This window comes from Pseudomonas sp. HMSC065H01 (assembly GCF_001815235.1).
In the GTDB taxonomy this organism is placed as follows: domain Bacteria; phylum Pseudomonadota; class Gammaproteobacteria; order Pseudomonadales; family Pseudomonadaceae; genus Pseudomonas; species Pseudomonas aeruginosa.
The window spans coordinates 340,815-362,566 of the sequence record NZ_KV819862.1 but is presented as its reverse complement, the minus strand read 5'-3'; the positions used below and the strand labels follow the sequence as shown (position 1 = coordinate 362,566).

At 65.3% G+C, this 21,752-nt stretch carries 28 protein-coding genes and 1 tRNA gene; 12 read left to right on the top strand and 17 right to left on the bottom strand.

Features of this window, described 5'->3' with window-relative positions; genetic code table 11:
• Positions 1 to 186 precede the first annotated feature (186 nt).
• Positions 187 to 1,464, top strand: coding sequence for an OprD family porin (locus HMPREF3014_RS11290; protein ID WP_003099122.1), 1,278 nt, complete (start codon positions 187 to 189; stop codon positions 1,462 to 1,464).
• Between the two features lie 156 nt (positions 1,465 to 1,620).
• Positions 1,621 to 1,992: a hypothetical protein gene (locus HMPREF3014_RS11285; RefSeq protein WP_003160518.1), complete on the top strand. Its 372-nt coding sequence runs from the start codon at positions 1,621 to 1,623 to the stop codon at positions 1,990 to 1,992.
• 42 nt (positions 1,993 to 2,034) lie between these two features.
• Here the strand turns inward: HMPREF3014_RS11285 and HMPREF3014_RS11280 are convergent, their stop codons facing one another.
• A complete protein-coding gene (locus HMPREF3014_RS11280) occupies positions 2,035 to 2,379 on the bottom strand; it encodes a cupin domain-containing protein (protein ID WP_003090818.1) in 345 nt (114 codons plus the stop codon).
• Between the two features lie 111 nt (positions 2,380 to 2,490).
• Entirely contained in the window at positions 2,491 to 2,700 is a 210-nt protein-coding gene (locus HMPREF3014_RS11275; RefSeq protein ID WP_003090820.1) for a hypothetical protein, read from the bottom strand.
• A gap of 269 nt (positions 2,701 to 2,969) precedes the next feature.
• On the opposite strand from HMPREF3014_RS11275, the gene HMPREF3014_RS11270 reads away from it, so the two are divergent.
• A complete protein-coding gene (locus HMPREF3014_RS11270) occupies positions 2,970 to 3,158 on the top strand; it encodes a hypothetical protein (RefSeq protein ID WP_003090821.1) in 189 nt (62 codons plus the stop codon).
• Positions 3,159 to 3,172: 14 nt separating this feature from the next.
• Here HMPREF3014_RS11270 and HMPREF3014_RS11265 read toward each other — a convergent pair whose 3' ends face one another.
• Positions 3,173 to 3,364 carry a hypothetical protein gene (locus HMPREF3014_RS11265; protein ID WP_003099127.1) on the bottom strand — a complete coding sequence of 64 codons (192 nt, stop codon included), beginning with the start codon at positions 3,362 to 3,364 and terminating at the stop codon, positions 3,173 to 3,175.
• Between the two features lie 348 nt (positions 3,365 to 3,712).
• On the opposite strand from HMPREF3014_RS11265, the gene HMPREF3014_RS11260 reads away from it, so the two are divergent.
• Positions 3,713 to 4,408, top strand: a complete 696-nt coding sequence (locus HMPREF3014_RS11260) for an alpha/beta hydrolase (protein ID WP_003119904.1) — start codon at positions 3,713 to 3,715, stop codon at positions 4,406 to 4,408.
• Positions 4,409 to 4,455: 47 nt separating this feature from the next.
• Here the strand turns inward: HMPREF3014_RS11260 and HMPREF3014_RS11255 are convergent, their stop codons facing one another.
• On the bottom strand, positions 4,456 to 5,355 hold the full coding sequence (locus tag HMPREF3014_RS11255; protein ID WP_079382027.1) for a Dyp-type peroxidase: 900 nt from the start codon (positions 5,353 to 5,355) through the stop codon (positions 4,456 to 4,458).
• 341 nt (positions 5,356 to 5,696) lie between these two features.
• The gene (locus tag HMPREF3014_RS11250) at positions 5,697 to 6,278 is read right to left on the bottom strand and encodes a TetR/AcrR family transcriptional regulator (protein ID WP_003090825.1); all 582 of its coding nucleotides are present in this window, start codon (positions 6,276 to 6,278) and stop codon (positions 5,697 to 5,699) included.
• An 87-nt stretch (positions 6,279 to 6,365) separates the two neighbouring features.
• Here HMPREF3014_RS11250 and HMPREF3014_RS11245 point away from each other — a divergent pair, with 87 nt between their 5' ends.
• Both HMPREF3014_RS11245 and HMPREF3014_RS11240 read left to right on the top strand, forming a co-directional pair.
• Complete coding sequence (locus tag HMPREF3014_RS11245; protein ID WP_003099134.1) at positions 6,366 to 7,334, top strand: enoyl-CoA hydratase/isomerase family protein; 969 nt, start codon at positions 6,366 to 6,368, stop codon at positions 7,332 to 7,334.
• Between the two features lie 5 nt (positions 7,335 to 7,339).
• Positions 7,340 to 7,822, top strand: coding sequence for a DUF6632 domain-containing protein (locus HMPREF3014_RS11240; RefSeq protein ID WP_003099136.1), 483 nt, complete (start codon positions 7,340 to 7,342; stop codon positions 7,820 to 7,822).
• Between the two features lie 150 nt (positions 7,823 to 7,972).
• Here HMPREF3014_RS11240 and HMPREF3014_RS11235 read toward each other — a convergent pair whose 3' ends face one another.
• The 3 genes from HMPREF3014_RS11235 to HMPREF3014_RS11225 form a co-directional block, all read right to left on the bottom strand.
• Positions 7,973 to 8,383, bottom strand: coding sequence for a nucleotide triphosphate diphosphatase NUDT15 (locus HMPREF3014_RS11235; protein WP_003114423.1), 411 nt, complete (start codon positions 8,381 to 8,383; stop codon positions 7,973 to 7,975).
• Positions 8,384 to 8,404: 21 nt separating this feature from the next.
• On the bottom strand, positions 8,405 to 9,184 hold the full coding sequence (locus HMPREF3014_RS11230; RefSeq protein WP_003114424.1) for a PhzF family phenazine biosynthesis protein: 780 nt from the start codon (positions 9,182 to 9,184) through the stop codon (positions 8,405 to 8,407).
• 86 nt (positions 9,185 to 9,270) lie between these two features.
• Positions 9,271 to 9,510, bottom strand: coding sequence for a hypothetical protein (locus tag HMPREF3014_RS11225; RefSeq protein ID WP_003114425.1), 240 nt, complete (start codon positions 9,508 to 9,510; stop codon positions 9,271 to 9,273).
• Positions 9,511 to 9,841: 331 nt separating this feature from the next.
• On the opposite strand from HMPREF3014_RS11225, the gene HMPREF3014_RS11220 reads away from it, so the two are divergent.
• Positions 9,842 to 10,867 (top strand): diguanylate cyclase, encoded by a 1,026-nt coding sequence (locus HMPREF3014_RS11220; RefSeq protein ID WP_003114426.1) that lies wholly within the window; start codon positions 9,842 to 9,844, stop codon positions 10,865 to 10,867.
• Positions 10,868 to 10,873: 6 nt separating this feature from the next.
• Here the strand turns inward: HMPREF3014_RS11220 and HMPREF3014_RS34785 are convergent, their stop codons facing one another.
• On the bottom strand, positions 10,874 to 11,095 hold the full coding sequence (locus tag HMPREF3014_RS34785) for a hypothetical protein (protein ID WP_003114427.1): 222 nt from the start codon (positions 11,093 to 11,095) through the stop codon (positions 10,874 to 10,876).
• A gap of 263 nt (positions 11,096 to 11,358) precedes the next feature.
• On the opposite strand from HMPREF3014_RS34785, the gene HMPREF3014_RS11205 reads away from it, so the two are divergent.
• The gene (locus HMPREF3014_RS11205) at positions 11,359 to 11,529 is read left to right on the top strand and encodes a hypothetical protein (protein ID WP_003099153.1); all 171 of its coding nucleotides are present in this window, start codon (positions 11,359 to 11,361) and stop codon (positions 11,527 to 11,529) included.
• Positions 11,530 to 11,621: 92 nt separating this feature from the next.
• Here the strand turns inward: HMPREF3014_RS11205 and HMPREF3014_RS11200 are convergent, their stop codons facing one another.
• From HMPREF3014_RS11200 to HMPREF3014_RS11185, 4 genes are all read right to left on the bottom strand, one after another.
• Positions 11,622 to 12,143 carry a hypothetical protein gene (locus tag HMPREF3014_RS11200; protein ID WP_003119901.1) on the bottom strand — a complete coding sequence of 174 codons (522 nt, stop codon included), beginning with the start codon at positions 12,141 to 12,143 and terminating at the stop codon, positions 11,622 to 11,624.
• Between the two features lie 198 nt (positions 12,144 to 12,341).
• Positions 12,342 to 12,929, bottom strand: coding sequence for a type IV secretion system toxin Tse4 (gene tse4, locus HMPREF3014_RS11195; protein WP_003099160.1), 588 nt, complete (start codon positions 12,927 to 12,929; stop codon positions 12,342 to 12,344).
• Positions 12,930 to 12,933: 4 nt separating this feature from the next.
• Positions 12,934 to 13,371, bottom strand: a complete 438-nt coding sequence (gene tsi4, locus HMPREF3014_RS11190) for a type VI secretion system immunity protein Tsi4 (protein WP_003099162.1) — start codon at positions 13,369 to 13,371, stop codon at positions 12,934 to 12,936.
• 191 nt (positions 13,372 to 13,562) lie between these two features.
• Positions 13,563 to 13,639: transfer RNA gene (locus HMPREF3014_RS11185), tRNA-Val, on the bottom strand.
• Between the two features lie 182 nt (positions 13,640 to 13,821).
• On the opposite strand from HMPREF3014_RS11185, the gene HMPREF3014_RS11180 reads away from it, so the two are divergent.
• Positions 13,822 to 15,105, top strand: a complete 1,284-nt coding sequence (locus HMPREF3014_RS11180; protein WP_003114430.1) for an NAD(P)/FAD-dependent oxidoreductase — start codon at positions 13,822 to 13,824, stop codon at positions 15,103 to 15,105.
• A gap of 50 nt (positions 15,106 to 15,155) precedes the next feature.
• On the opposite strand, the gene HMPREF3014_RS11175 is transcribed toward HMPREF3014_RS11180, so the two are convergent.
• The 3 genes from HMPREF3014_RS11175 to HMPREF3014_RS11165 form a co-directional block, all read right to left on the bottom strand.
• Complete coding sequence (locus HMPREF3014_RS11175; protein ID WP_023087192.1) at positions 15,156 to 16,112, bottom strand: formate/nitrite transporter family protein; 957 nt, start codon at positions 16,110 to 16,112, stop codon at positions 15,156 to 15,158.
• A gap of 81 nt (positions 16,113 to 16,193) precedes the next feature.
• Positions 16,194 to 17,123, bottom strand: coding sequence for a PA2778 family cysteine peptidase (locus HMPREF3014_RS11170; protein ID WP_003162463.1), 930 nt, complete (start codon positions 17,121 to 17,123; stop codon positions 16,194 to 16,196).
• Between the two features lie 32 nt (positions 17,124 to 17,155).
• Positions 17,156 to 17,554 carry a PA2779 family protein gene (locus HMPREF3014_RS11165; protein ID WP_003090843.1) on the bottom strand — a complete coding sequence of 133 codons (399 nt, stop codon included), beginning with the start codon at positions 17,552 to 17,554 and terminating at the stop codon, positions 17,156 to 17,158.
• Between the two features lie 407 nt (positions 17,555 to 17,961).
• Between HMPREF3014_RS11165 and HMPREF3014_RS11160 the strand changes: the two genes are divergently transcribed.
• A complete protein-coding gene (locus tag HMPREF3014_RS11160; protein ID WP_003115217.1) occupies positions 17,962 to 18,306 on the top strand; it encodes a helix-turn-helix domain-containing protein in 345 nt (114 codons plus the stop codon).
• A 53-nt stretch (positions 18,307 to 18,359) separates the two neighbouring features.
• Here the strand turns inward: HMPREF3014_RS11160 and HMPREF3014_RS35390 are convergent, their stop codons facing one another.
• A complete protein-coding gene (locus HMPREF3014_RS35390; protein WP_071534012.1) occupies positions 18,360 to 18,968 on the bottom strand; it encodes an NAD(P)H-dependent oxidoreductase in 609 nt (202 codons plus the stop codon).
• Between the two features lie 154 nt (positions 18,969 to 19,122).
• Here HMPREF3014_RS35390 and bamI point away from each other — a divergent pair, with 154 nt between their 5' ends.
• Positions 19,123 to 19,782, top strand: coding sequence for a biofilm-associated metzincin protease inhibitor BamI (bamI, locus tag HMPREF3014_RS11150; protein ID WP_003124476.1), 660 nt, complete (start codon positions 19,123 to 19,125; stop codon positions 19,780 to 19,782).
• A 77-nt stretch (positions 19,783 to 19,859) separates the two neighbouring features.
• Entirely contained in the window at positions 19,860 to 21,659 is a 1,800-nt protein-coding gene (gene mep72 / locus HMPREF3014_RS11145; RefSeq protein WP_016263373.1) for a metalloendopeptidase Mep72, read from the top strand.
• Positions 21,660 to 21,752 lie beyond the last annotated feature (93 nt).

The following is a 21,752-nucleotide window of genomic DNA, read 5'->3' as shown; positions in this document are numbered from 1 at the left end:
TATTAGCAAATGACTCGAAGCTTTCTTGGATCGAACAATGTTCTGGTATTGTTGCGCCGCCAACGGGAGAAACAAGAAACCAGAACCGCCACGCACGGTAAATGGGACAAATGACTCCCGTGCACTTCGAACCTTGCGCTTCCTTCAATTTCAGCGCACATCAAGCCAACAACCAGGAACAATAAGATGTTGAAGAAAAGGATTTGCCTGCTGGCACTGGGCATCGCGACTGCAAGCCAGGCGATGGCCAATGACCAAGAAGCAGCAAAGGGGTTTGTCGAGGACAGCCACCTCGATCTGTTCTTCCGCAATGGCTACATCAGCCGTGACTACAAACATGGCCGGCAGGACAAGGCCGAATGGGGCCAGGCCGCCACTGCCACCTTCACCTCCGGCTTCACCCAGGGGACGGTGGGCGTCGGTGTCGACGCGTTCGGCTTGTACGCGGTACGCCTGGACGGCGGCAAGGGTCGTAGCGGCGCCGCCGGTATCGACTTCTTCAAGCAGGGCGACAGCGGCTCCGCGGCGGACGATCTGTCCAAGGGCGGCGCGGCGGTGAAGTTCCGCATCTCCAACACCGTGCTCAAGTACGGCGACCAGATGCCCAGCCTGCCGGTGCTCAGCTACGACAACTCGCGCCTGCTCCCGGAAAGCTACAGCGGCACCCTGATCACCTCCAAGGAGATCGAGGGCCTGGAGCTGAACGCCGGTCGCTTCACCGCGGAATCCCGCAAGAGCGCCGAAGGGCGCGACAGCGGCGGCCTGAAGAGCATCAACGTGTTCGGCGGCAAGTACGCCTTCACCGATCACTTCAACGCCTCGCTGTACGCTTCCGACGTCGAGGACGTACTGAAGAAGCAGTACATCAACCTGAACTACACCATCCCGCTGCAGGCCGACCAGTCGCTGAACTTCGACTTCAACGGCTATCGCACCAAGCTGGACAGCGACTTCGCCGACCAGAACTTCAACGGTAACCGCGACAACAAGATCTGGAGCCTGGCGGCGTCCTACACCATCGACGCCCACACCTTCATGATCGCCCACCAGCGCAACACCGGCGACACCGGCTACAACTACGGCTGGTACCAGAACGCTGGCGGCATCGGCGACGGCGGCACCACCATCTGGCTGGCCAACTCCTACTGGTCGGACTTCAACGCCGAGGACGAGCGTTCCTGGCAGGTCAGCTACGCCCTGGACTTCGCCAAGTACGGCGTGCCCGGCCTGACCTACCGCGTAGCCTACGTGCGCGGCGACAACATCAAGACCGCCGAGACCAGCAACGGCAAGGAGCGCGAGATCTTCAACCAGGTCCAGTACGTGGTGCAGAGCGGTCCGGCCAAGGACCTCACCCTGCGTCTGCGCAGCTCGTTCCTGCGTGTCTCCAACGACGCCCGCTCGTACAACGACGACGGCAACGAAATCCGTGCCTTCGTCGAGTACCCGTTCAGCGTGTTCTGATCGAACCTGCGAGCGCGACGAGAACCCCGGGCCAGTCCCGGGGTTTTCTTTTTTGCGTTTCGTGCGCCAGTTCAACCTTATCGGGTAGAGCCGTACAGCTTCGGAAAGCCAGTGATAGCATTCGCTCTCGCTTGCCATTGCTTATCGATATCGACAATGCCGTTCCGGAAACACCTTCTGCTCCCCCTCCTCGGTCTTGCCCTGCTGCTCGGCGGTTGCGGCCCTAGCGTCAGCTACTCCTACATTCCGCCGACCAGCGATGCCGGCCTGCACTGCGTGAGCCAGTGCAATGCCGAGAAGCGCCAGTGCAAGACCCTCGCCAAGCTGCAGCAGCGCCAGGACGAGGCGCTCTACCAGGCGCAGAGCACGGCCTACAACTACTGCATGCAGAACAGCGACAAGAAGAAGCGCAAGTCCTGCCCCTACCCGCAGCGCAACTTCGATTTCGGCGACGACTGCCAGGACGAGTACCGCAGTTGCTACCAGTCCTGCGGCGGCACCATCCGCCGCATCGTCCACCAGGACTGAGGCGCGACGTCCGGCAGGCATCCCGGACGTGCGGCAATACCGTCAGGCGAAGACGAAGTACTTGCGCACCGTCTCCACCACCTCCCAGGTACCACGCAGGCCCGGCTCGATGACGAACACGTCGCCCGCCCTCAGGTGCACCGGTTGCTCGCCTTCCGGGGTGATGATGCAGTAGCCGTCGAGGAAGTGGCAGAACTCCCAGCGTTCGTAGTTCACCTCCCACTTGCCCGGCGTGCAGATCCAGGTGCCCATCAGCTTGCTGCCGTCCGCCGAGGCGTATGCGTTGAGGTTGACGGTATGCGGATCGCCGTCGATCCGCTTCCACTTGGTGGCGTCCAGCACGGGTACGGGACAGGTATCGCGCAGTACGGTGATGAAATCTGACATGGTCGCTCCAGGAAGGCAGTGGATGAATGCCTCACCATAGGGCCACGCGCGGGGCGCCGGTTGTCTGGGTTCGACATCCGCCTAGCTGAAAGCGCTAGGCAGCCCGGGCGCTCAGCGACGCCTGCCATTCAGCGCTGCCAGCAGGTCGCAGACCATGATCAGCAGCAGCATGGGTACGGCGAACGGAAAGAACGCCAGCGCCGCGTATTCGTAGGCCTGGCCCGTCCACCACAGGCAAAGGCTGGCGACCGCCACGAGCAGGAAGCTGGCGGCGACGATGAACTTGCACAAGCGCGAGGCGAACCTGAGCGTATCGTCCACGACGAATCTCCTTCGGCGACTCCCCCGCAGTCTGCCGAAACCGCTCTGTCCCGGCGGTGACGCAAGAATGACGATTCGGACAGAATTGTTACGCCTGCCGCAAAACTTCATTCCACTTTGTTAGCTGGCTAATCAAATTCCCCCTTGATATCGTCTTTTTCGCCAGATCCCCAAGGCCTGGCAAATGTCCCTTGTACAGGCCATTACCAACCCTCCCCCCGCTTGGTAATGGCCTTTTTTTCCCTTCTGCCGTAGTCCATGGAGATCGCATGCCACGCATTGCCCTGGTCCTGGGTGTGCTGCTGGTCAGCGCCTGCGCACAGCCTGTCACGCCGGACTCGATAGTCGAGGAATCGTTTTCCCGCAGCGCCAGCGAACGCCAGCTGGAAGAGCTGAACCGCCAGGGCCTTCCCTACGAGCAGTACCGGCTGCGCCGCCAGCGCATTCTTGGCCGCTGATCCCGGCGCCGCGCCTAGCGCTTCTTCGGCACCACCGCCCGCACCGCCTCGCAGACGACCAGCCCGACCATCAGCGGGATCAGCAGCGGCAGGATCGACATCGAGAGGTTTTCCGCTCCCGAGCTGAGGAGAAACGGAAACTGGCTGAGGAAGGCGACCATCGCCAGGCTGAGCAGGATCAGCAGGCCGTAGAGGCATGACGCCAATTTCAGAGCTTTTTCCATGACCGGGTAGAAAGTGAAGGATTCGGAAGAAAATCTACCCGCCCCGCTCCCCCGGTATGGCGAGAAGCAAGATTTTTTCAGATTCGGGTGCCCCGAAAAGACGCGAACCCGACCGACCGATCACCCCTCCATGCCCGTCGCGACAACCCGATCGGTCGGGTCCGGACTTGCAACATACCGCCGTGCCGATATCACGTCGCCTACCGGAACAAGGAGTTGTTCTTTTCGACGAACGTCCTCGCCTCCCGCTATCGCCCGCCCATCGCGACCTCGTATGCTCGCCGGGCGATGCCTCATGCCAGCAACCCTCACCCACAAGGGAGCAACACGATGAGCAACCTGCCTGCGATCATCCTGGTCCACGGCTTCTGGGGCGGCGCCGCCCACTGGAGCAAGGTCATTCTCGAACTGAAACGCCTCGGCCACGACAACCTGCATGCCGTCGAACTACCGTTGACCTCGCTGGCGGACGATGCCGAGCGGACGCGCAAGATGATCGCGCAGCAACAGGGGCCGGTCCTGCTGGTCGGACACTCCTATGGCGGCGCGGTGATCACCGAGGCCGGCAACCAGCCGAATGTGGTCGGGCTGGTCTATATCGCCGCCTTCGCCCCCGACAGCGGCGAAAGTCCCGGTGGCATCACCCAGGAGCACTTGCCCCTGGCCGCAGCGAACCTGGCGCCGGACAGCGATGGCTATCTCTGGGTGAAGGCGGACAGGTTCCACGAAAGCTTCTGCCAGGATCTCGCTGCGGACGAAGGGCTGGTCATGAGCATCACCCAGAAGGCTCCGCTGGCCAGCACTTTCGGCGATGCCATCGGCAGCCCGGCCTGGAAGAGCAAGCCCTCTTGGTACCAGATTTCCAGCGCCGATCGCATGATTGCGCCGGAGAACCAGGAGCGGATGGCCGCGCGGATCGCACCGAGGAAGATCGTCACCCTCGATGCCAGCCACGCGTCACTGGCCTCGCGAGCGAAGGAAGTAGCGGCGCTGATCGACGAGGCCGCCGTGGCCACCGCCCACTAGCGCCGCGCAGGACGCGGCAGCAGGCCTGGCCTGCTGCCGCGGCGGGCTCAGAGGCCGAGGGCGGACAGGTCGAGGCGGCCGTCGGCCATGGGCGGACACCAGAAGTAGCTGCCGCTGATCGGCCGGGTGAAACGGAACAGGCCATCGAGCACCCCGTCTTCCACGCCGATCATCCGTAGCCACTGGACCTCGAAGGCATCGAACGAGCGGCCGAAGGCGGCGAACAACAGCCCCGCGCGGTGCTCGTCGGACCAGGGCGCGCCGCGCCGCAGGAGGAACGCGGCGGGCTCGAAGCTTTCCTGCTCGGTGCGCTTGACGTGGGCGTAGGCCGGCGCGTCTTCCAGTTCTTCATCGTCGGACTTGCGGCGGCCGATGATGTTGTCCATCTCCTCGCCGGGGATCGCCTGCATCCGGTCGAAGTCATGCAGCCACTGCTGGACAGCAACGAAACTGCCGCCATCCAGGCCCGCACCGCGCCCGGAGACCAGCGCGGCTTCGAGCGCCGCATCGCCCTTGGGGTTCTCGGTGCCGTCCTTGTAGCCGGACAGGTCGCGGTCCTCGCCGTAGAGGAACGCATCCACCGCGCCGGTCCGCTGGAAGGCCGGCGCCAGCGACCGTTCCAGCGCGTGCGAGCGCAGCGTCACCTCGCCGCGATCCTCGCCGCGCAGCCAGCACCACAGCGCGGAGGGCGTGGACGGCAGGTCGATGCCGGGCGCGGCGAGCACCGGATAGTCCTTCATGCCCTCGACGGTCTTGCCGAGGCTGAGCATCAGCGAATGGCCGATACCCACCACCAGCTGGTAACCATCGGTGGCCGCGGCCAGGCTGGCCAAGGTCGCGGCCACCTGCTCGGGTTGGGAAATGCTGAAAAACAGGTAGCGACCCACCACCGGAATCGGGGTGAGAATGCCTGGCTGAGCCGCGCTCATGTTGCCTCCATCTATCATCAGGCCGTGCGCCGCTCGTGGCGATGCACCTTCGATCTCGTTCTGGTTCGAGCAATGCTCGGTTTCGGAGCGCAGCGGCGGGCGACGCCAAGCGAAGCGGCTCCGAAATACCCGCGCATCCTAAACCGGTGCAACGCCAGAGACCACTCGAAGACGAGGGAAAAGCGCGAAGCCGGACCTGCGTCGCTCAGAACTCCATCGGCATGAGACCGACCACCAGGCCGGCGACGGCAAGGGCAAACACCAGCAGGGCCTTGGCGAGTTCGAGATGATGGGCGTTCATGGGCTTACCTGTCGGAGGGAAAGCCTGACGCTAGACGCCGAACATTGCAGTTGTGCAATCAGTCCCGGTCCGCTTGCGGCGAAACCGCTCCGCTCGCCGAAAGCAGGCCCAGCGCATGCTCCAGCGCCGCATCCAGGACCTTGTCGCGCGCCACCTCGCTCGCCTGGGCACGCGCGAGAAGCACCGCGCCGACCGACAGGCAGGTGAGCACCCAGGCCCGGTTCTCGTCGCCCATCAGTTCGGCCAGCCGCCGTTGCCGTTGTTCCAGGGCGCGTTCGAAGGTTTCCCGCACCTCGGGCCCTGCCCGGCCCACCTCGGCGGCCAGCGCCGGAATCGGGCAGCCCATGTCGGCATGCTGCGCATGACCGCGACTGAGGTAGAGACGGGTGGCGCCGGCCAGTTGCTCCAGGCTGTCCAGCGGAAAGGCATCGTGCTGGGCGCTCAGCTCGCGCTGCAGGATCGCTTCGAGCAACTCCGCCTTGCTGGAGAATTGCGAGTAGAACGCCCCGGTGGTAAGACCAGCCGCCTTCATCAAGGTGTCCAGGCCGGTGCTGGCGAAGCCCTGGCGCTTCACCAGCGGAGCGGCCTTGCTCAACAGCAGGGCGCGGGTGGCCTGTTTCTGTTCCGGTTTGTAGCGCATGCCGACTATCCGTTGGTTGGGGAGACGATGTCGTCACATTGGATAATGATCTTTATATAACGCTCGTTATCCAATGAGGAAGCCGCAATGACTCTAGCACCGCGACACCTGCGCATAGAACAACGAGGACGCGTCCTGCAAGTCCTGCTCGACAATCCCCCGGCGAACTTCCTCACCACGGCGGTGATGCAGGAGCTGGCCGACCTGCTGGAAGACCTTGAGCAACGCCAGGACATCGGCGCCGTCATCCTTTCCGGAGCGGCGGACGGGGTCTTCCTGACCCACTTCGACGTCGACGAGATCGAGCGCGCCGTCGCCCCCATCACCTTTTCCATGCCGGCCTGGCTGACACGCCTGCTGCTGGAAAGCGAAAGCCTCCTGCGCCACCTGCCTGGGGCGAGGAAGCTGCTGCGGCGCACCCTGCTGGCAGGCGTCGCCGACATGAACCTGTTCCATGAGGTCACCGCGCACATGCGCCGCATGGACAAGGTGTTCATCGCCGCGATCAACGGCCTGGCCCTGGGTGGCGGCTGCGAGCTGGCGCTGGCCTGCGACCTGCGCCTGATGGCCGAGGACGACCAGGTGGAACGCTTCCTCGGCCAGCCGGAAGTACTCATCGGCCTGATACCGGGAGGCGGCGGCACCCAGATGCTGGCGCGCAGCCTGGGCGTAGCCAGGGCCCTGGAGCTGTGCCTGGAAGGGCAACTGCTGGAGCCGCGCCAGGCCCTTGCGCTGGGCCTGGTCAACGGGCTGGCGCCAGCGGAGGAGCTACTGGAAGCCGCCGACGCGCTGGCGCAACGCCTGTCCCGGCGCTCACCGCAAGCGGTGCGCCTGATCAAGCGTTCGATCTACCAGGCGGCTTCCCGCGACTGGACGGAGGGCATGGCCAGCGAAAAGGCCGGCTTCCTCTCCGCCGCCTCCCAGGGCAATACCCGCCGCGCCATGCGCGAATACATCGAACGGGTGCGCACCATCGTCCGGGAAGAGCGCCCTTTCCGCCGTGCGGATTTTGACGATCTGACCGAAGGCAACGCCATCGACATGGCCTACAGGTGATCTGCATGACTGCCTCCCCTTCCCCGGTTTCCGCCACGCCTTGGCTGACCCTGAGCATTCGCCTGATGGCCGGCGGCTTCCTGCTGTTCTTCGGCCTGGCCCTGGCCACGCTGCTCCTGCGGCTCGACCAGTCGCTGCTCGACTCCGACGCCGGGCGCCTGCTGCTCCGCCTGGTTCGCTGGGGCGACCAGCAAGGCGGCGGACAGCACTATGAGCTGATGATCTCGACGATCTACCTGGTCTGGGGCGCATTCCTCTGGCGCGCCGCCAGCCAGCCCTTCCGCCACCGGCTGTTCATCGACTTCACCGTGGCAGCCAATGCCGCGCACTTCGGCCTGATGTTCCTGCAGGGACTGTTGATGCCCGGCGAACACATCCACCTGGCCGGCGATGTCCTGCTGGGCTGGGCCTCGCTGCTGCCGCTGATGCTGTTCTGGATACCGCAACGCAAGCGGGCAGCCCCTTCGCTCGCCGTCGAGCGGAGGTGACGACAGTGGAACGGCCCCCAAAGGGGCCTAGCAGTTCGAACAGGCTCCTCTTGATGCCGTTGCGGACTGGCCTATGCTCACGGTGTGTGCGAACCCCAAGGGTATTTCCCGACCAGCTCCCCCGCGGTCGGGATTTTTTTTGCCTGTCGCTCAGCGCTTCGGGTCGAAGGGCGAATAGCCCCGCCGGCGCAGGCTCGCCAGGGGCGCGAACAGCGGCTCCGGCAGATCGGCCCAATCGAACCAGGCCCAGCCGTCGCACTTGTCCGGCTCCATGAGGCGCGCCTCGGCATCCTCCGCGCAACCGGCCAGGATGAACGCGGTGAGGTAGTGGCGCCCCTCGAAGACGTCATTGCTGAACGGGCCGTGGCGCAGTTCGCTCAGCGCCAGGTCGGTCTCTTCCAGGGCTTCGCGCAGGGCGCAGTCCTCCACCGCCTCGCCGAACTCGAGATGGCCGCCGGGCGCCGACCAGCAGCCAGCGCCATGACTGCCCTTGCGGCGCCCCAGCAACACCTTGCCGTCCCGCAAGATCAGGACGCCCACGCCTACCTGCGGTGCCGGCATCGTCGTACTCCTGCTTCGGGATCAGAGATGGAGCGTACCGCTCATGTACAACGCCGCCTTGCCGGAGATGACCACCCGCTCGCCGCGCACGTCGCATTCCAGGCGCCCCTTGCGCGCCCCGCCCTGCTCGGCGCTCAGCCGGGTCTTGCCCAGGCGCTGCGCCCAGTACGGCGCCAGGGAGGTATGCGCGGAGCCGGTCACCGGGTCTTCGTTGACGCCGACGTTGGGCCCGAACCAGCGCGAGACGAAATCGAAGCGCTGGCTGCGCGCGGTCACCGCCACCCCGCGGCACGGCAAGCCCTTCAGCCGGGCGAAGTCAGGCGCCAGGGCGGCGATCGTCTTTTCGTCGTCGACCACCACGAGGTAATCGTCGGTCTTCAGCACTTCCGCCTCGGCAATACCCAGCGCCTCCAGCAGTCCGTCCGGTGTCGCGCAAGGCTCCGGACGCTTGGCCGGGAAGTCCATCGCCAGCGAGTCGCCCTCGCGCCGCACGCTCAGCTCACCGCTACGGGTAGCGAAACGCAGTACCGGGGAAGCGTCGTCGAGCTTGTGGATCAGTACCCAGGCCGTCGCCAGGGTCGCATGACCGCACAGGTCCACCTCGACCTGCGGCGTGAACCAGCGCAATCGATAGTCGCCGTCGCGGCCGACGACAAAGGCGGTTTCCGAAAGATTGTTCTCTTCCGCGATGGCCTGCAGGCGCTCGTCGTCCAGCCAGGCATCGAGGGGGCAGACCGCCGCCGGATTGCCCTGGAAGGGACTGTCGGCGAATGCGTCTACCTGGAAGATCGTCAGTTCCATGTTCCGGACTCCTGTATCGATGGGCTGCGCACCTTAGCAGCCGGACCGAGACCAGGACAATGCCGCGCCCCGCGCAGGCGCCTCGCTCAGATCTGACGGATATCCAGCAGCGCCCAGACCTGGTAACCCTGGCGCTTGGCTTCCTTCTCCGCTTCCAGTTGCGCGGTGACCTTGCTGATGGAGCGCGAGCGATGTTCGAAACGCAGCGGCAATCCCGCCCCGCCCTTGCGCACGCTCAGTTCGACGATGGTGTAGCGGACCGGCTGGCTGGCCTCGGTCCGGACCTTTTTCGGTCGCGTTTCGGCAAGGCCCAGCGCCTTGCGCATCTGTTCTTCAGAGTAGATTTCCTGCACGCATTCACCCAGATTGAATAAAACCCGCAAATCCTATTGGTTCGCGACCCCACTTGCCAGGATAGTCGGCGAAGCGGGTCACACATCGACGCGAAAATCGCGCCTACCAGATCCGGCAGCTTCATCGAAACCGCCGCCGACATAAGCTGTGGGCGCTGTACATCCCTGGATCCTTTCCCGGCCTGCTCCACGCGGCCGGGATTTTTTTTGCCCTCTTCACCCTTGCGCCGACTGCGGACGCCAGGCTGGCCTTCAGCCTGTCCGGCAGCTATACCGAAAGTCTCCACCGTGATCAGGATCCAGTATGCTCGCCTGCCCCCTCCCTCCCGACGAAGCCCTGCGCCAGCAGGCCCTGGACGACATGGCGCTGGTCGACACCCCCGCCGAACACTACCTGGACGCCCTGGTGGAACTGGCGCGGGAAACCTTCGGGGTGAAGACCGTGCTGATCAGTCTGATCGACCACGACCGCCAATGGTTCAAGGCCCGTATCGGCCTGGATGCCGAACAGACGCCGCGCGACCTGTCCTTCTGCGGCCACGCCATCCTGGCCAGCGAACCGCTGATGGTGACGGACGCCTCCAGGGATCCGCGTTTTCACGACAATCCGCTGGTCACCGGGCCGCCCTTCATCCGCTTCTACGCCGGCGAGCCCCTGCACGCCAGCAATGGCCAGGCCATCGGCACACTCTGCCTGATCGACCCGAGCCCGCGGCTGCTGGATCTCCGGGAAGGACGCCAGCTCAATCGACTGTCGATCCTGGCCGAAGGATATCTCCAGCTACGCAGCCTCACCGAGCACACCCGCTTCCTGCGCCAGGAGATCGACCGGGAGCAGCGCAAGTCACTGCTCGACCCCCTCACCCAATTGTGGAACCGGGCCGGCTTCCACGCGCTGCACCAGCATGAACTGGAGTTGGCGCGGGCCAGCGACCAGCGCATCGGCATCATCTACAGCGATATCGACCATTTCAAACGTATCAACGACACCCTGGGGCACCGGGCCGGCGACAGCGTCCTCCGCGAGGCGGCTTCGCGACTGCGCGCGGCGCTGCGGCCGGAAGATCTCCTGGCGCGTTTCGGCGGCGAGGAGTTCGTGGCGATGGTCCGGGTCCGCGAGACCACGGAACTGACCATGATCGCCAATCGCATCCGCGAACTGATGGAAGCGACCCCGATCGACTGTGCCGGCACGTCCGTGCCGGTGACCATCAGTGCCGGCTGTACCCTGGCCGGCAGCGGCGAAGAACCGGAACGGGCACTCGCCCGGGCGGATGCCGCGCTGTACGACGCCAAGCGTGCCGGACGCAACCGGGTGGTCAGCGTCTGACCAGGGCTAGTCCTCCAGCCCTGCGCAATCGGCGCAGATAGAGAAACCCTCGCTATCGACTGGCACCTGGACCGCGTCGCAATATTCGCAGGAACGTCGCCTGCCGGTTCCGCAGGCATCGGGCTCGTCGAGCGCGCCGAACGTATCTTCGTCACGCTCGTCCTCGAGGTAATCGTTATCCAGCAGGTGATCGTGTTCGGGTTCGTGAATATCGTCTTCGTCGCTCATCTTCGACTGCCTGCCGGCTGCGTGAGGCGGTCTTATAAAGGCAGCGACAGCGCCCGTCAACGGCTCAACCCAGGTACAGACGCAGTTGCAGCCGGATTCGCTCCGGCTCGCCGTCGATCGGCGCAGGGCGACTGTCGAATCGCTGGGCGCCCTGGACCATGTAGAACGCTTAGGCATGCAAATCGGCTCCTCCCCCTGCCTCATTGCACTAGAATCGCCCGGCGCAGCGCCTGCGCCCTCAAGCCTCTTTCGTAGAAAACACCATGAGCAAACTGCAACATATCGGCCTGTTCCTGTTCGTTCTTCTTTCCGCCGGCCTGGCGCTCGGCTACCGAGTCGACTGCCCGGACGGCAGCCATGTCGAGACCTACCTGCTTCGCGGCCTGGGCGCGCGCCTCCTCGGCAACGATCTCTGCGAGCAGGCAGCGCCCTGACGCCGGGCGTTCCCGGATCCGACGGCGCCCGCCTATCGAGCCGGCAAGCCTCCGCCAACGCCAAGCCTTGCCGAAGCGATGGGCCACCAGCGCTAACCGGCCAGTTGCAACCAGAGCGAAAACACGCCCAGCGCACACCAGAAGCCGGCGAACAGGAACGGCACGCGTCGCGAGAACAGCAAGGTTTTCTCGAAGCTGCCGCGGTTGACCTCGCGTTCGCTGAACAATGGCGAATCATCGTAGGCCAGGCCGATCTCCGGATCGCTGTGCAACAGGCAGGACTGCTTGAACTGCCAGTGGCAGATGATCTCCGAGGATGCCTGGATGCCCGGCCAGGCATGCAGGGAATTGACGATCCCGAGCAGTGCCAGGAGCGCCGGCACCACCAGGGTGAACAGCTCGCCCCAGGCCGGGTTCAGGTTGGCCATCGACGAGGCATAGGCGATGACGAGGAACGACTGCGCCGTCAGGTAGGCGTTGGTCCGACTGGATAGCTGGCCCGTCTCGTAGTGGATTTCCCGCCGGTAGAAGTCCAGCCGCTCCTTGGCTGAACAGAAGATCCGGACATCGGATTCTTGCGACAACGGCCCTCCGGGCATGATCAACCTGGACACAAGCACGACACCTCGAACGAGTGGATGGGCTTGTTTGGAAAGAACCGATCCACGCCGGTTCGGAATCTCCGACGACCGTTCCCCGCGCCGGTAACGATTTCCGCCACCGCCCCGCTGGCCATGGAACTCAACGGAGCCCTGGCCGCCGCACGCCTGCGCAAGGTAAAAAGGGCGATCCTCCCGGATCGCCCTCCTGCATCAGAACAACGCCCCCAGGTAAGCCGCCGCGCCGCCGCCGAACTGTGCACCGACGTTGACCCCGGCCATCAACAGGGCGCCACGGGACGATTGCAGTAATTGCCGCGACATGCTGGCGCCCAGCGCGGCGGTCAATGGCGAGGCGCTCGCCAGCGCCACCGCCGCCAGCAGCTTGGGATCGAGGCCGAAGAGGATCGCCGTGCCCGAACCGCCGGCGATGACTCCCGCGCCGAGTTCGACGTACATGCAGGGCCCGGTGAAGTCGCCGCGGGACAGGTCGCGCCCCACCAGGCCGTCCGCGACCAAGACGGTTCCGGTGCTCGGCAACGCCTCCAGCGCACCGGCCCCGCCAACGCTCTTGCCCTTGACATTGAGGTTGACCTTGCCGAAGCGCGGCAGGCGCATGCCCAGTCCGATCCCGCCGCCCACCCCGCCATAGCGGAAGGACACGTTCTCACCCTCCGGCGAGAGCAACGTGATGGAGCCGCCGCTACCCGCTAGGAAGGCCACGGTCATGCCTCCGCCACTGGCCGTCACGTAGCGCCAGCGACTCTCGTTGAGGGGCAAGGGAATGGGAAGTTGCGACATGACTTCAATGTCCTTTTGAGGTCGGTTGGGAAGAACGCAGGCCCAGCAATCCCCTGAACCCGACAATACCGAAGAGTGCGCCGAAGCCGCAGAGGAAAGCGCTGGTTCCCCAGAGCGCGCCGGCATCGTCGACTATCGCGCTGGCCGCCGGCCGCCCAGCCTCGTAGAGGACGCGAACCGGCTCGCCCACCTGGTAGCCGAAGATGAAGCCGCCCTGGGGATAGGAAATCCGCTCGCCGGAAACGCTGGTGAAATCGATCTGCGGATGCGAACCGCCGGCATTCAAGGCGCTGACCGTCCCCTGGGCTTCCTGCGCAGTACGCAGGAAATGGTACCGCTCGACGGTCTTGAAACCGCCGGCGAGCAGGAGACCGAGTCCGAGCAGGGAAAAAAGGGAAGCGTGAAGAAGTCCGCCGATACGCGAACCGGAAGAGGTCGTCATGAGCCTTGTCGCCTGAATCATCCGTGAAGGCGCTAGGGTCGGAAAAGACCGCCCCCGCTGTCAATAGCGACTATGCGATGAAGCGCGAGCCCAGGCGAGCACGGGCCGAGCGGCCTTTTTCGGGGCGCAAACGAAGAAAGGCGACCCTTTCGGATCGCCTTTCTTGCCCCGCCAGCAGTGCGGGATTTGTTTGGTAGGCACGATTGGATTCGAACCAACGACCCCCACCATGTCAAGGTGGTGCTCTAACCAACTGAGCTACGTGCCTGCTGATGGCGCGCATTCTACAGACCCCAAAAACACCGTCAAGCTTTTTTTCGCTAACTCTCTGAAAAAGTGGAATTTTTATTTTCTGGGGGTCCGTTGAAAATTTTGCACGGAGGCTAGCCGGCCGATTTCGACTCGGGTAGCATCCGGGCATCCGTAAAAAATAAAAAACAGAGGTGCAAGATGCCGCACACCCCCTACCCCTCCTCCTATTACGCCGCGTCGGCCAATCCCGCGCCGCCCCGCCCGGAACTCCAGGGCGAGGTCGAAACCGACGTCTGCGTGATCGGTGCCGGCTATACCGGCCTCTCCACCGCCCTGTTCCTGTTGGAGAATGGTTTCAAGGTCACCGTACTGGAAGCCGCCAAGGTCGGCTTCGGCGCTTCCGGGCGCAACGGCGGCCAGATCGTCAACAGCTACAGCCGCGACATCGACGTGATCGAGCGCACCGTCGGCAAGCGCGAAGCGCAGTTGCTCGGCGAGATGGCCTTCGAAGGCGGGCGCATCATCCGCGAGCGCGTGGCCCGCTACGGTATCCAATGCGACCTGAAGGACGGCGGGGTGTTCGCCGCCTTCACCGAGAAGCAGATGGATCACCTGCGCGCGCAGAAACAGTTGTGGGAACGCTACGGCCACAACCAGTTGGAGATCATGGACGCCAAGCGCATCCGCGAGGTGGTGGCGACCGACAACTATATAGGTGGCATGCTTGACATGAGCGGCGGCCACATCCATCCGCTGAACCTCGCCCTCGGCGAAGCGGCGGCGGTGGAGTCGCTCGGCGGCAGAATCTACGAGCAGAGCCCGGCGACCCGCATCGAGCGCGGCGCCAGCCCGGTGGTGCATACCCCGCAAGGCAAGGTGAAGGCGAAGTTCATCGTGGTCGCCGGTAACGCCTACCTCAACGGCCTGGTCCCGGAACTGGCGGCCAAGTCGATGCCCTGCGGCACCCAGGTGATCACCACCGAGCCGCTGAACGAGGAACTGGCCCACAGCCTGCTGCCGCAGGACTACTGCGTGGAAGACTGCAATTACCTGCTCGACTACTATCGCCTCTCCGGCGACAAGCGCCTGATCTATGGTGGCGGCGTGATCTATGGCGCTCGCGATCCGGCGGACATCGAGGCGATCATCCGGCCGAAGATGCTCAAGACCTTCCCGCAACTGAAGGACGTGAAGATCGACTTCGCCTGGACCGGCAACTTCCTGCTGACCCTCTCGCGCCTGCCCCAGGTCGGCCGCATCGGCGACAATATCTACTATTCCCAGGGTTGCAGCGGCCACGGCGTGACCTACACCCACGTCGCCGGCAAGGTCCTGGCCGAAGCCCTGCGCGGCCAGGCCGAGCGCTTCGACGCTTTCGCCGGCCTGCCGCACTACCCCTTCCCCGGCGGCAAGCTGTTCCGCGTACCGTTCACCGCCATCGGCGCCTGGTACTACAGCCTGCGCGACAAGCTCGGGGTCTAGTCCGCGTCGACAGAACGGCACCCCGGGGTGCCGTTTTTTCCATCCGCTCCTCAACCTTCGCTACGGATCTGCGCATGACTGATCAGGGCGAAGATCAGGCTACCGCCGACGATGTTGCCGCCCAGGGTAGGCAGGGCGAACTTCAGCAGGAACTCGGTCCAGCCGATTTCCCCGGCGAACGCCAGGTAGCCTACCTCCGCCGAGCCCACCACGATGTGGGTGAAGCTGCCCAGCGCCATCAGGTAGGTGACCATCGCGATGATCCAGATCTTCGCGCCCTCCGCCGCCGGGATCAGCCAGACCATGGTGGCGATCATCCAGCCGGAAACGATGCCCTTGGCGAACATTTGCGCCAGGTCGTTGTGCATCACCTCGCGGCCGATCTCAAGGAACGCCGCGTCGGCCGCTTCATTGAATATCGGCAGATGCAGCACCGCCCAGGCGAACAGCAGCGTACCGACGATATTGCCGAACAGCACCACGCTCCAGAGACGCAACAGTTGCCAGGCCTTTTCCAGGGTCGGCTCGGTCATCACCGGCAACACGGCGGTCAGGGTGTTTTCGGTGAACAGTTGCTGGCGGGCGAGGATCACTGCCAGGAAGCCCATGGGATAGCCGAAGCTGCTGACGATGATCGCCCACTCCTGCTCGGGCAAGGCAGCGCGGAACAGGCCCATGCCCATCAACGAGAGGCCGATGGTCAGCCCCGCGGCCACCGCCGACCACCAGAGTGCCGCCAGCGTGCGCTGCAACTCGTGTTCGCCCTGGACGCGAATCACCTCGTGCAGGACAGCGGCGCGCGGTGGCTGCTTGTCGTCGATCTCCCGCCGCTCGTTGGCGGTCAGCGCCGTGGCCGAACGTCCGTCGGCCGGTTTCTCTTTCCGCTCCTCGCCGCGCGCACGCGGCTTGCGCCTGCCCTCCGCCGCATGCCCCTGGCGCTTGCCCGCCGCACCGCCCTTGGCCGGCTGCCGGGGGGTGGGGGGCGAAGTCCGCTTGTCGTTGGCCATGTTCTGCACCTGAGTGGGGTCCTCCCAGGTATAGAGCCGTCTCGCTGGAACGGGGTTCCGACAACCTTCGGCTCGGCCGCCTCAGCGGGGCGGTGCGCCAACGGGACAGGCCGGCAGCTCGGCGCACCGCGCCGCGGGTGCGACGGCCTGCGGCAAGGCCGCAGCGAAGCGGGCTTCCCCAGGCTGCAATGCCCGCGCGCAGGCCTGCGCCTGGCGCGCCGGCGCCGCGCAACCGCGTTCCGCCAGCAACTGGGACAGGTTGAACCAACCCGCGGCGAAATCCACGCGACGCTCGACGCTGGTGAGCATGGCCTGTTCGGCAGCGGCGGAATCGCCTGCGGCGTAGCGACTGTTGCCCAGGGCAAACCAGGCGAAGGCGTCCTCAGGCCAGCGTCGCACGGCTTCTTCGTAGGCGCGCCGGGCAACCTTGGGGTGGCCGGTTTCCTCGCTGTCACTGGCGGCCTTGAGCCACGGGACCGCCGCTGCCGTGGCCGGCAGGCGGTCACCCGGCAGGGTCAGCACCGCCCAGCGCCCCGAACGCTTCCAGGTCGACTCGAAGCTGGTGAAGTCGGTAACCCAGCGCCGGGTGATGCCCGAGCGCAGCACCAGTTCGCGGCGCTCCCGATCGAAACCGACCACCACCGCGAAGTGCCAGCGCGGCCACCAGGAGAAAGCCTGGTTCTGTAACACCAGCACCGGGTTGCCCGCCGCGACCTCCTCGAGCACGCTCTCCAGTCCGCCTTGCAGCGGATAGACCAGCATGCCGTGGCGGCGCGCCGCGGCGACCATCTCCAATTGCAGGCTGCCCTCGCGACCGGGAATGAACACCTCGTCCTTCAATTGCCCCGGCGTCAACGCCAGGCCGCGCTGGCCGAGCATCGTGGCCAGCGCGGCGGGACCGCACTGGTAGGCTTCCTGGGGGAAGAACGGCACTTCGCGCAGCTCCACCCGTGCGGGCAGCGCCGCGCTTTCCGGCGGCAGTCTCGGCGGCTGCGCGCAGCCGCCGAGCATTGCGGAGACCAGCAGTGCCCCTGCCAGCCGCCTCACCGATTGATGCATTTGATGAAGCTGAAGATATCCGTGGCGCAAAGCATGTCGGTGATGATGAAGATCACCAGGAACAACACGATGATGCCGATGATGCCGCCCGCCGGCGCCTGGTCCAGCTGCTGGTTGAACTGCGCCAGCTCGGCGTTGGTCAGGCTGTTGATGCGACTCGCCACCTGGTCGCGGGGCACGCCCATGGCCTCCAGCTTCTTCTGGACGCCCTGGTCGTCGAGCATCTTCAGCAGTTGCTGGCGATCGAGGTTGTGCTGTTGTTGCTGCATGACTTCCGCAGTACCGATCATCGCTGCCTGGGCGAGCGGAACCTCGGCGAAGGTGAGCAGGTGCAGCGCTGCCAGGACGGCAGCGACACGGCGGATGCTTGTTGTTGTTCTCATGGGAATGACCTCTGCGTGAAACCCGGCTATTAGTCTTGGAAGGCGAGGCTTGGTTCCGCAACGCCCACCTTTCCTGAGTATCGTCCCGATCGCCGTTTTCCGCCGCCTCGGCGCCGATGCCCGCCCCTCTGGCGAGACGACGACCCGCCGCCCCCAGGCGACGAAACGGCGTCCGCCTTTATGCAATTCGCATATACTCCGGCTCGCCGCGAGAAAACCGGAGCATGCGCGATCTCGGCGACATCGACGCATATCCCCGCCGCAGCCTCGTACACGGCGTCGAAACCGCGCGCCGCCCCGGACGACAGAGCCTCCGGCACGGCGAAAACTAAGGATTCCTGAGCTTCCATCTTGTCCAGATTTGCCCAACCTTGAGCGAGCGGGCCAACGGGACGGGAGTTGTATGGATGCTAGGTACCCGGCTAAAAGCCGCAAGAATCAGAGCGGGATACTCGCAGAAACAGTTGGGCATGCTGGTGGGAATGGACGAGTTTTCCGCCAGCGCACGGATGAACCAATACGAACGCGAACGGCACTCCCCCAACATGCGGACTTCCGAACAGCTGGCCATGGTCCTCCAGGTCCCCATGGCCTACCTCTATTGCCCCGAGGACGAGCTGGCCGAGCTCATCCTCAAGGTGTCCAGCCTGACACCCGAGTTCAAGAAAGAGCTGACGCGTTTCATCGAACAGTTGCTCGCGGCCCAGGGATCAACCAGCCGCCAGCCTGTACGCACAAGGAGTGAACTGTGAACAAAAGCTTGGATTCAGACTCGATAACCACCGCCATAATGGCCCTGCGTCGCCTACGCGACACGCACCCGGAGCAGTACCGGGAGCTGCTGCCGTTGTGCGCCTCGGGGCTGGTGGAGACCCTGGTCGGACAGAGCGACGGGGACGACCGCAGGAAGGCCGAGACGCAGAGCGAGACCATCGCCCGCTGGACCTGGCTGCAGTTGCTCGGCTGGGCCCAGAACAACAGCCTCAGCCAGCAGCAGATCGAAAGCCTCTACAGCATCGTCGAAGGCATCCGCAGTTGCCGGCCGCTGATGCAGGAGCGCGCCCGTCTCCTGCAACTGGCGCGAGGCTGAGGCCCCGGCGCGGCTAGAGGCCGTACCGGGTTGCCTGGAGATGAGCGAACATGCCACCGTCGGCCGGGATGTCGACACCCCATAGCCAGCGCCAGGCGTCAGCGAAGCCAGCTGGACGAACCAGGGCTTTGAGGTGGCATCGGCGAACTTCTTGAACTGCCAGGCCGGTCCGCCCATATAGGTGGGGCTGCCGTAGACGATGGCATCGGCTTCGACGAGCCGAGCAACTTCGTCCAGTTCTTCAAGCGCGAGGACGGCCAGGTGCGCCGAAGCCTTCCGCCGCGAACAGCATGGCGGCCGAACGCCAGCCTTGCCGCAGCGCACAGAGCGCACGTGACCTGGCGCCCGCAGCGCTCCGGCCTGATTCGCAGTTTCGTCACGCCGGCGCGCGGCCTGGCGCAAATGTGAACGGTTGCCGCCACGCTGGGAGAGGCTTCTTCCTAGACTCCGCGCCACGTTCACTCAGAGGAGAAACAACGTGGCCAAGACATGGATCTACGCAGCCTCGGCCGCCGCCATCGGCGGTGCGCTGATCGGCGGCTGGCTGCTCGACCCGGCTCCGCCCGAGGCATCGCCGCAGGCCCGCCAGTCCCCCGCCGCCCAGGCAGCCGCCGCCCCGACAGCGGCGCTCGCGGCGCCGGCGGCGGACGCTACCCGCATGCTCGCCCCGACCCCCGTCACGACGCCCGCGCCACGCGAGCGGGTGACGCTCTGGCAAGGCGAACTGCGCAGCCGCGAAGGCGCCCAGGGTATTCCCGAATACCTGGCGCAGGTCGAACCCGCCCTGCTCGACACGCTGGCGCTCGGCCAGGTGCTGGAAATGAGCCTGCCGGGTCGCGAGCGGCCCTTGCAGGCACGCCTCGCCAGCACCCATAACAGCGCCGGCCTGCCGGTCTGGCGCGGCGGCCTGGTGGACGGCGACGAGGCGGAAAGCCTGACCGTGGTGCGCGGCAGCCTGGAAACCCACATCAATGTCGCCACCCTCGACGGCAGCTACTCGATCATCGTCGACAACCGCAGCGGCAAGACCCGGGTGATCGACGAGAACGACATCGCCGCGCGTAGCGACCCGCACGGCGATCATGTCGACGCGCCGCTCGCCGAGCTGCCACCGATGCCGCCGCCCGCCCAGGGCTGAGCCCACCTTCCCAGCATGTTTCCCCAGCGGTGCCCTCGGGGCGCCATGGCTTCCTATTGTCCGAACACAGGCAACCCATGAAGAAATCCCTGCTCTGCTCCACCCTAGCCCTGGCGGTAGCCTCTGCCGCCCAGGCCGCGCCGAAGACCGTCGACATCATGGTCCTCTACACCACCGCGGCGACCCAGACCGCAAATGGCCGCGACATCGATGCGCGGATCGCCAGCTACATCGAGTTCGCCAACACCGCCTACGAGAAGAGCGGCGTCAACCTGCGCCTGCGTCTGGTGCACAAGCAGCGCCTGGACTGGGCCGACTACCCGACGGTGACCGGCGCCAACCTCGATCGCTTCATGCGCGACCCGCAGGTGCAGCGCCTGCGCGAGCAGTACGGCGCCGACCTGGTCAGCCTGGTCAACCGCTCGCAGAACAGCGGCAACGGCTACATCACCTGCGGCATCGGCTACATGGGCTCGGGCGATAAGAACAGCGGGCGCTTCCACGGCAACGCCAAGGACATTGCCTACAACCTCACCGGGGTCGACTGCGGGCTCAACACCTTCGCCCATGAAGCCGGCCACAACATGGGCCTGCGCCACTCCTACGAACAGGACCTGGAGTCCAGCTACTACGATCCGCGCTACGCCCACAGCGGCACCTACGAATGGAGCCGCGGCTACGGCGTGCAGGGGCGCTTCGCCACCGTGATGGCCTACCCGCATGCCTTCGGCACCAACAAGCAGGCACCGTTCTTCGCCAACCCGCGCCTGGTCAACGCCGAATGCGCCAACCAGCCCTGCGGCCGCGAAGAACACGCCGACGCCGTACGCGCGCTGAACAGCATGGCCACGCAGATCGCCGACTTTCGCCCGACCAAGGTACCCGGCACGCTCAACCCGGGCTCCGGCGGCGACACGCCGACCCCGCCGGACCTGCCATGGTGCACGAAAGCCAAGCTCGGCGGCCTGCTCGGCGATGGCGAGTTCGCCAGCATGGAAGGCTGGCGCGCATGGTCCGGCAACGCCCAGCTGAGCCTGGTGAACGTCGCCAAGGGCTGCCGCGACAATGCCTTGCTGGTCGACGTGCGTGGCTTCGATCTGCTGGTCCGCCCCATTGCCCCCCTGCGCGCCGGCAGCGGCTACCGGCTGAGCGGCAAGGTCATGCTCAAGGCCGCCAATACCCGTGAAACCGTGCGCATGGCGCTGCTCAGCGAACGCGCCGATGGCGCCCTGGCCTACAACCCGGCGCAGAGCGTCGAACTGTCGGTCAGCGGCAACGAGTTCAGTCGCCTGGAGAAGACCTTCGACTACCGTCCCGCCGCCGACCAGCGCAACCTCTACGTGGCGGTCTGGAGCGACAGCGGCGCCAGCCTGCTGGTCGACGAGATGAACCTGCAGGAAGCCCAGGCCGCGCCGCCGAGCGTACCGCCGGCGCCGAAACGCATCGCCTACGACTTCGAGAGCGGCATCGGCGGCTGGAGCGGCGTGCATGCCAGCGCCCGCGCCACGCGCGTCGCCAGCGCCGGGCGGCTGGCCCTGGAAGCCTACCAGCGGCGCTACGCCGGCACCGGCGCGAGCACCAGCCTGCTGGGCAACCTGCAAGCAGGCCGGACCTACGCGTTCAGCGCGGACGTACGGGTCGGCGACGGTCGCGGCTCGCAGGCCATGACCTATGCCTACCTCTACCTGGAAAGCCAGGGTCGGCCCGGCGAATACCTGCCCCTGGGCTACAAGGTGGTCGAGAATGGCCGCTGGGCCAGCCTGCGCGGCCAGGTGCAATTGCCGAAGGGGCCGATCAAGCGTGCTGAACTGATGATCCTCAGCGGTAACCAGCAGGAGTCGATGTTCATCGACAACGTCCAGTTGCTGCAGAAGTAGGACGCTTCCCCTCCGTGCCCCCGGCAGGCACGGGGGGATTTTGCGGAGCGCTCCAGGCTGGATGCAGCGATCATGAAATTATCGTTTTACGAT

Bases quoted from the DNA above. Each gene is read 5' to 3' on its own strand.
- HMPREF3014_RS11255 (WP_079382027.1), bottom strand. From the start codon at position 5,355: ATGATAGATGGAGGCAACATGAGCGCGGCTCAGCCAGGCATTCTCACC.
- mep72 (WP_016263373.1), top strand. From the start codon at position 19,860: ATGAAGAAATCCCTGCTCTGCTCCACCCTAGCCCTGGCGGTAGCCTCT.
- HMPREF3014_RS11230 (WP_003114424.1), bottom strand. From the start codon at position 9,184: ATGGAACTGACGATCTTCCAGGTAGACGCATTCGCCGACAGTCCCTTC.
- HMPREF3014_RS11250 (WP_003090825.1), bottom strand. From the start codon at position 6,278: ATGCGCTACAAACCGGAACAGAAACAGGCCACCCGCGCCCTGCTGTTG.
- HMPREF3014_RS11160 (WP_003115217.1), top strand. From the start codon at position 17,962: ATGCTAGGTACCCGGCTAAAAGCCGCAAGAATCAGAGCGGGATACTCG.
- HMPREF3014_RS34785 (WP_003114427.1), bottom strand. From the start codon at position 11,095: ATGAGCGACGAAGACGATATTCACGAACCCGAACACGATCACCTGCTG.
- HMPREF3014_RS11225 (WP_003114425.1), bottom strand. From the start codon at position 9,510: ATGCGCAAGGCGCTGGGCCTTGCCGAAACGCGACCGAAAAAGGTCCGG.
- HMPREF3014_RS11205 (WP_003099153.1), top strand. From the start codon at position 11,359: ATGAGCAAACTGCAACATATCGGCCTGTTCCTGTTCGTTCTTCTTTCC.
- HMPREF3014_RS11260 (WP_003119904.1), top strand. From the start codon at position 3,713: ATGAGCAACCTGCCTGCGATCATCCTGGTCCACGGCTTCTGGGGCGGC.
- tsi4 (WP_003099162.1), bottom strand. From the start codon at position 13,371: ATGACGACCTCTTCCGGTTCGCGTATCGGCGGACTTCTTCACGCTTCC.
- HMPREF3014_RS11280 (WP_003090818.1), bottom strand. From the start codon at position 2,379: ATGTCAGATTTCATCACCGTACTGCGCGATACCTGTCCCGTACCCGTG.
- HMPREF3014_RS11220 (WP_003114426.1), top strand. From the start codon at position 9,842: ATGCTCGCCTGCCCCCTCCCTCCCGACGAAGCCCTGCGCCAGCAGGCC.
- HMPREF3014_RS11180 (WP_003114430.1), top strand. From the start codon at position 13,822: ATGCCGCACACCCCCTACCCCTCCTCCTATTACGCCGCGTCGGCCAAT.
- HMPREF3014_RS11270 (WP_003090821.1), top strand. From the start codon at position 2,970: ATGCCACGCATTGCCCTGGTCCTGGGTGTGCTGCTGGTCAGCGCCTGC.
- tse4 (WP_003099160.1), bottom strand. From the start codon at position 12,929: ATGTCGCAACTTCCCATTCCCTTGCCCCTCAACGAGAGTCGCTGGCGC.
- HMPREF3014_RS11285 (WP_003160518.1), top strand. From the start codon at position 1,621: ATGCCGTTCCGGAAACACCTTCTGCTCCCCCTCCTCGGTCTTGCCCTG.
- HMPREF3014_RS11170 (WP_003162463.1), bottom strand. From the start codon at position 17,123: ATGCTCGGCGGCTGCGCGCAGCCGCCGAGACTGCCGCCGGAAAGCGCG.
- HMPREF3014_RS11175 (WP_023087192.1), bottom strand. From the start codon at position 16,112: ATGGCCAACGACAAGCGGACTTCGCCCCCCACCCCCCGGCAGCCGGCC.
- HMPREF3014_RS11290 (WP_003099122.1), top strand. From the start codon at position 187: ATGTTGAAGAAAAGGATTTGCCTGCTGGCACTGGGCATCGCGACTGCA.
- HMPREF3014_RS11245 (WP_003099134.1), top strand. From the start codon at position 6,366: ATGACTCTAGCACCGCGACACCTGCGCATAGAACAACGAGGACGCGTC.
- HMPREF3014_RS11165 (WP_003090843.1), bottom strand. From the start codon at position 17,554: ATGAGAACAACAACAAGCATCCGCCGTGTCGCTGCCGTCCTGGCAGCG.
- HMPREF3014_RS11235 (WP_003114423.1), bottom strand. From the start codon at position 8,383: ATGCCGGCACCGCAGGTAGGCGTGGGCGTCCTGATCTTGCGGGACGGC.
- HMPREF3014_RS11240 (WP_003099136.1), top strand. From the start codon at position 7,340: ATGACTGCCTCCCCTTCCCCGGTTTCCGCCACGCCTTGGCTGACCCTG.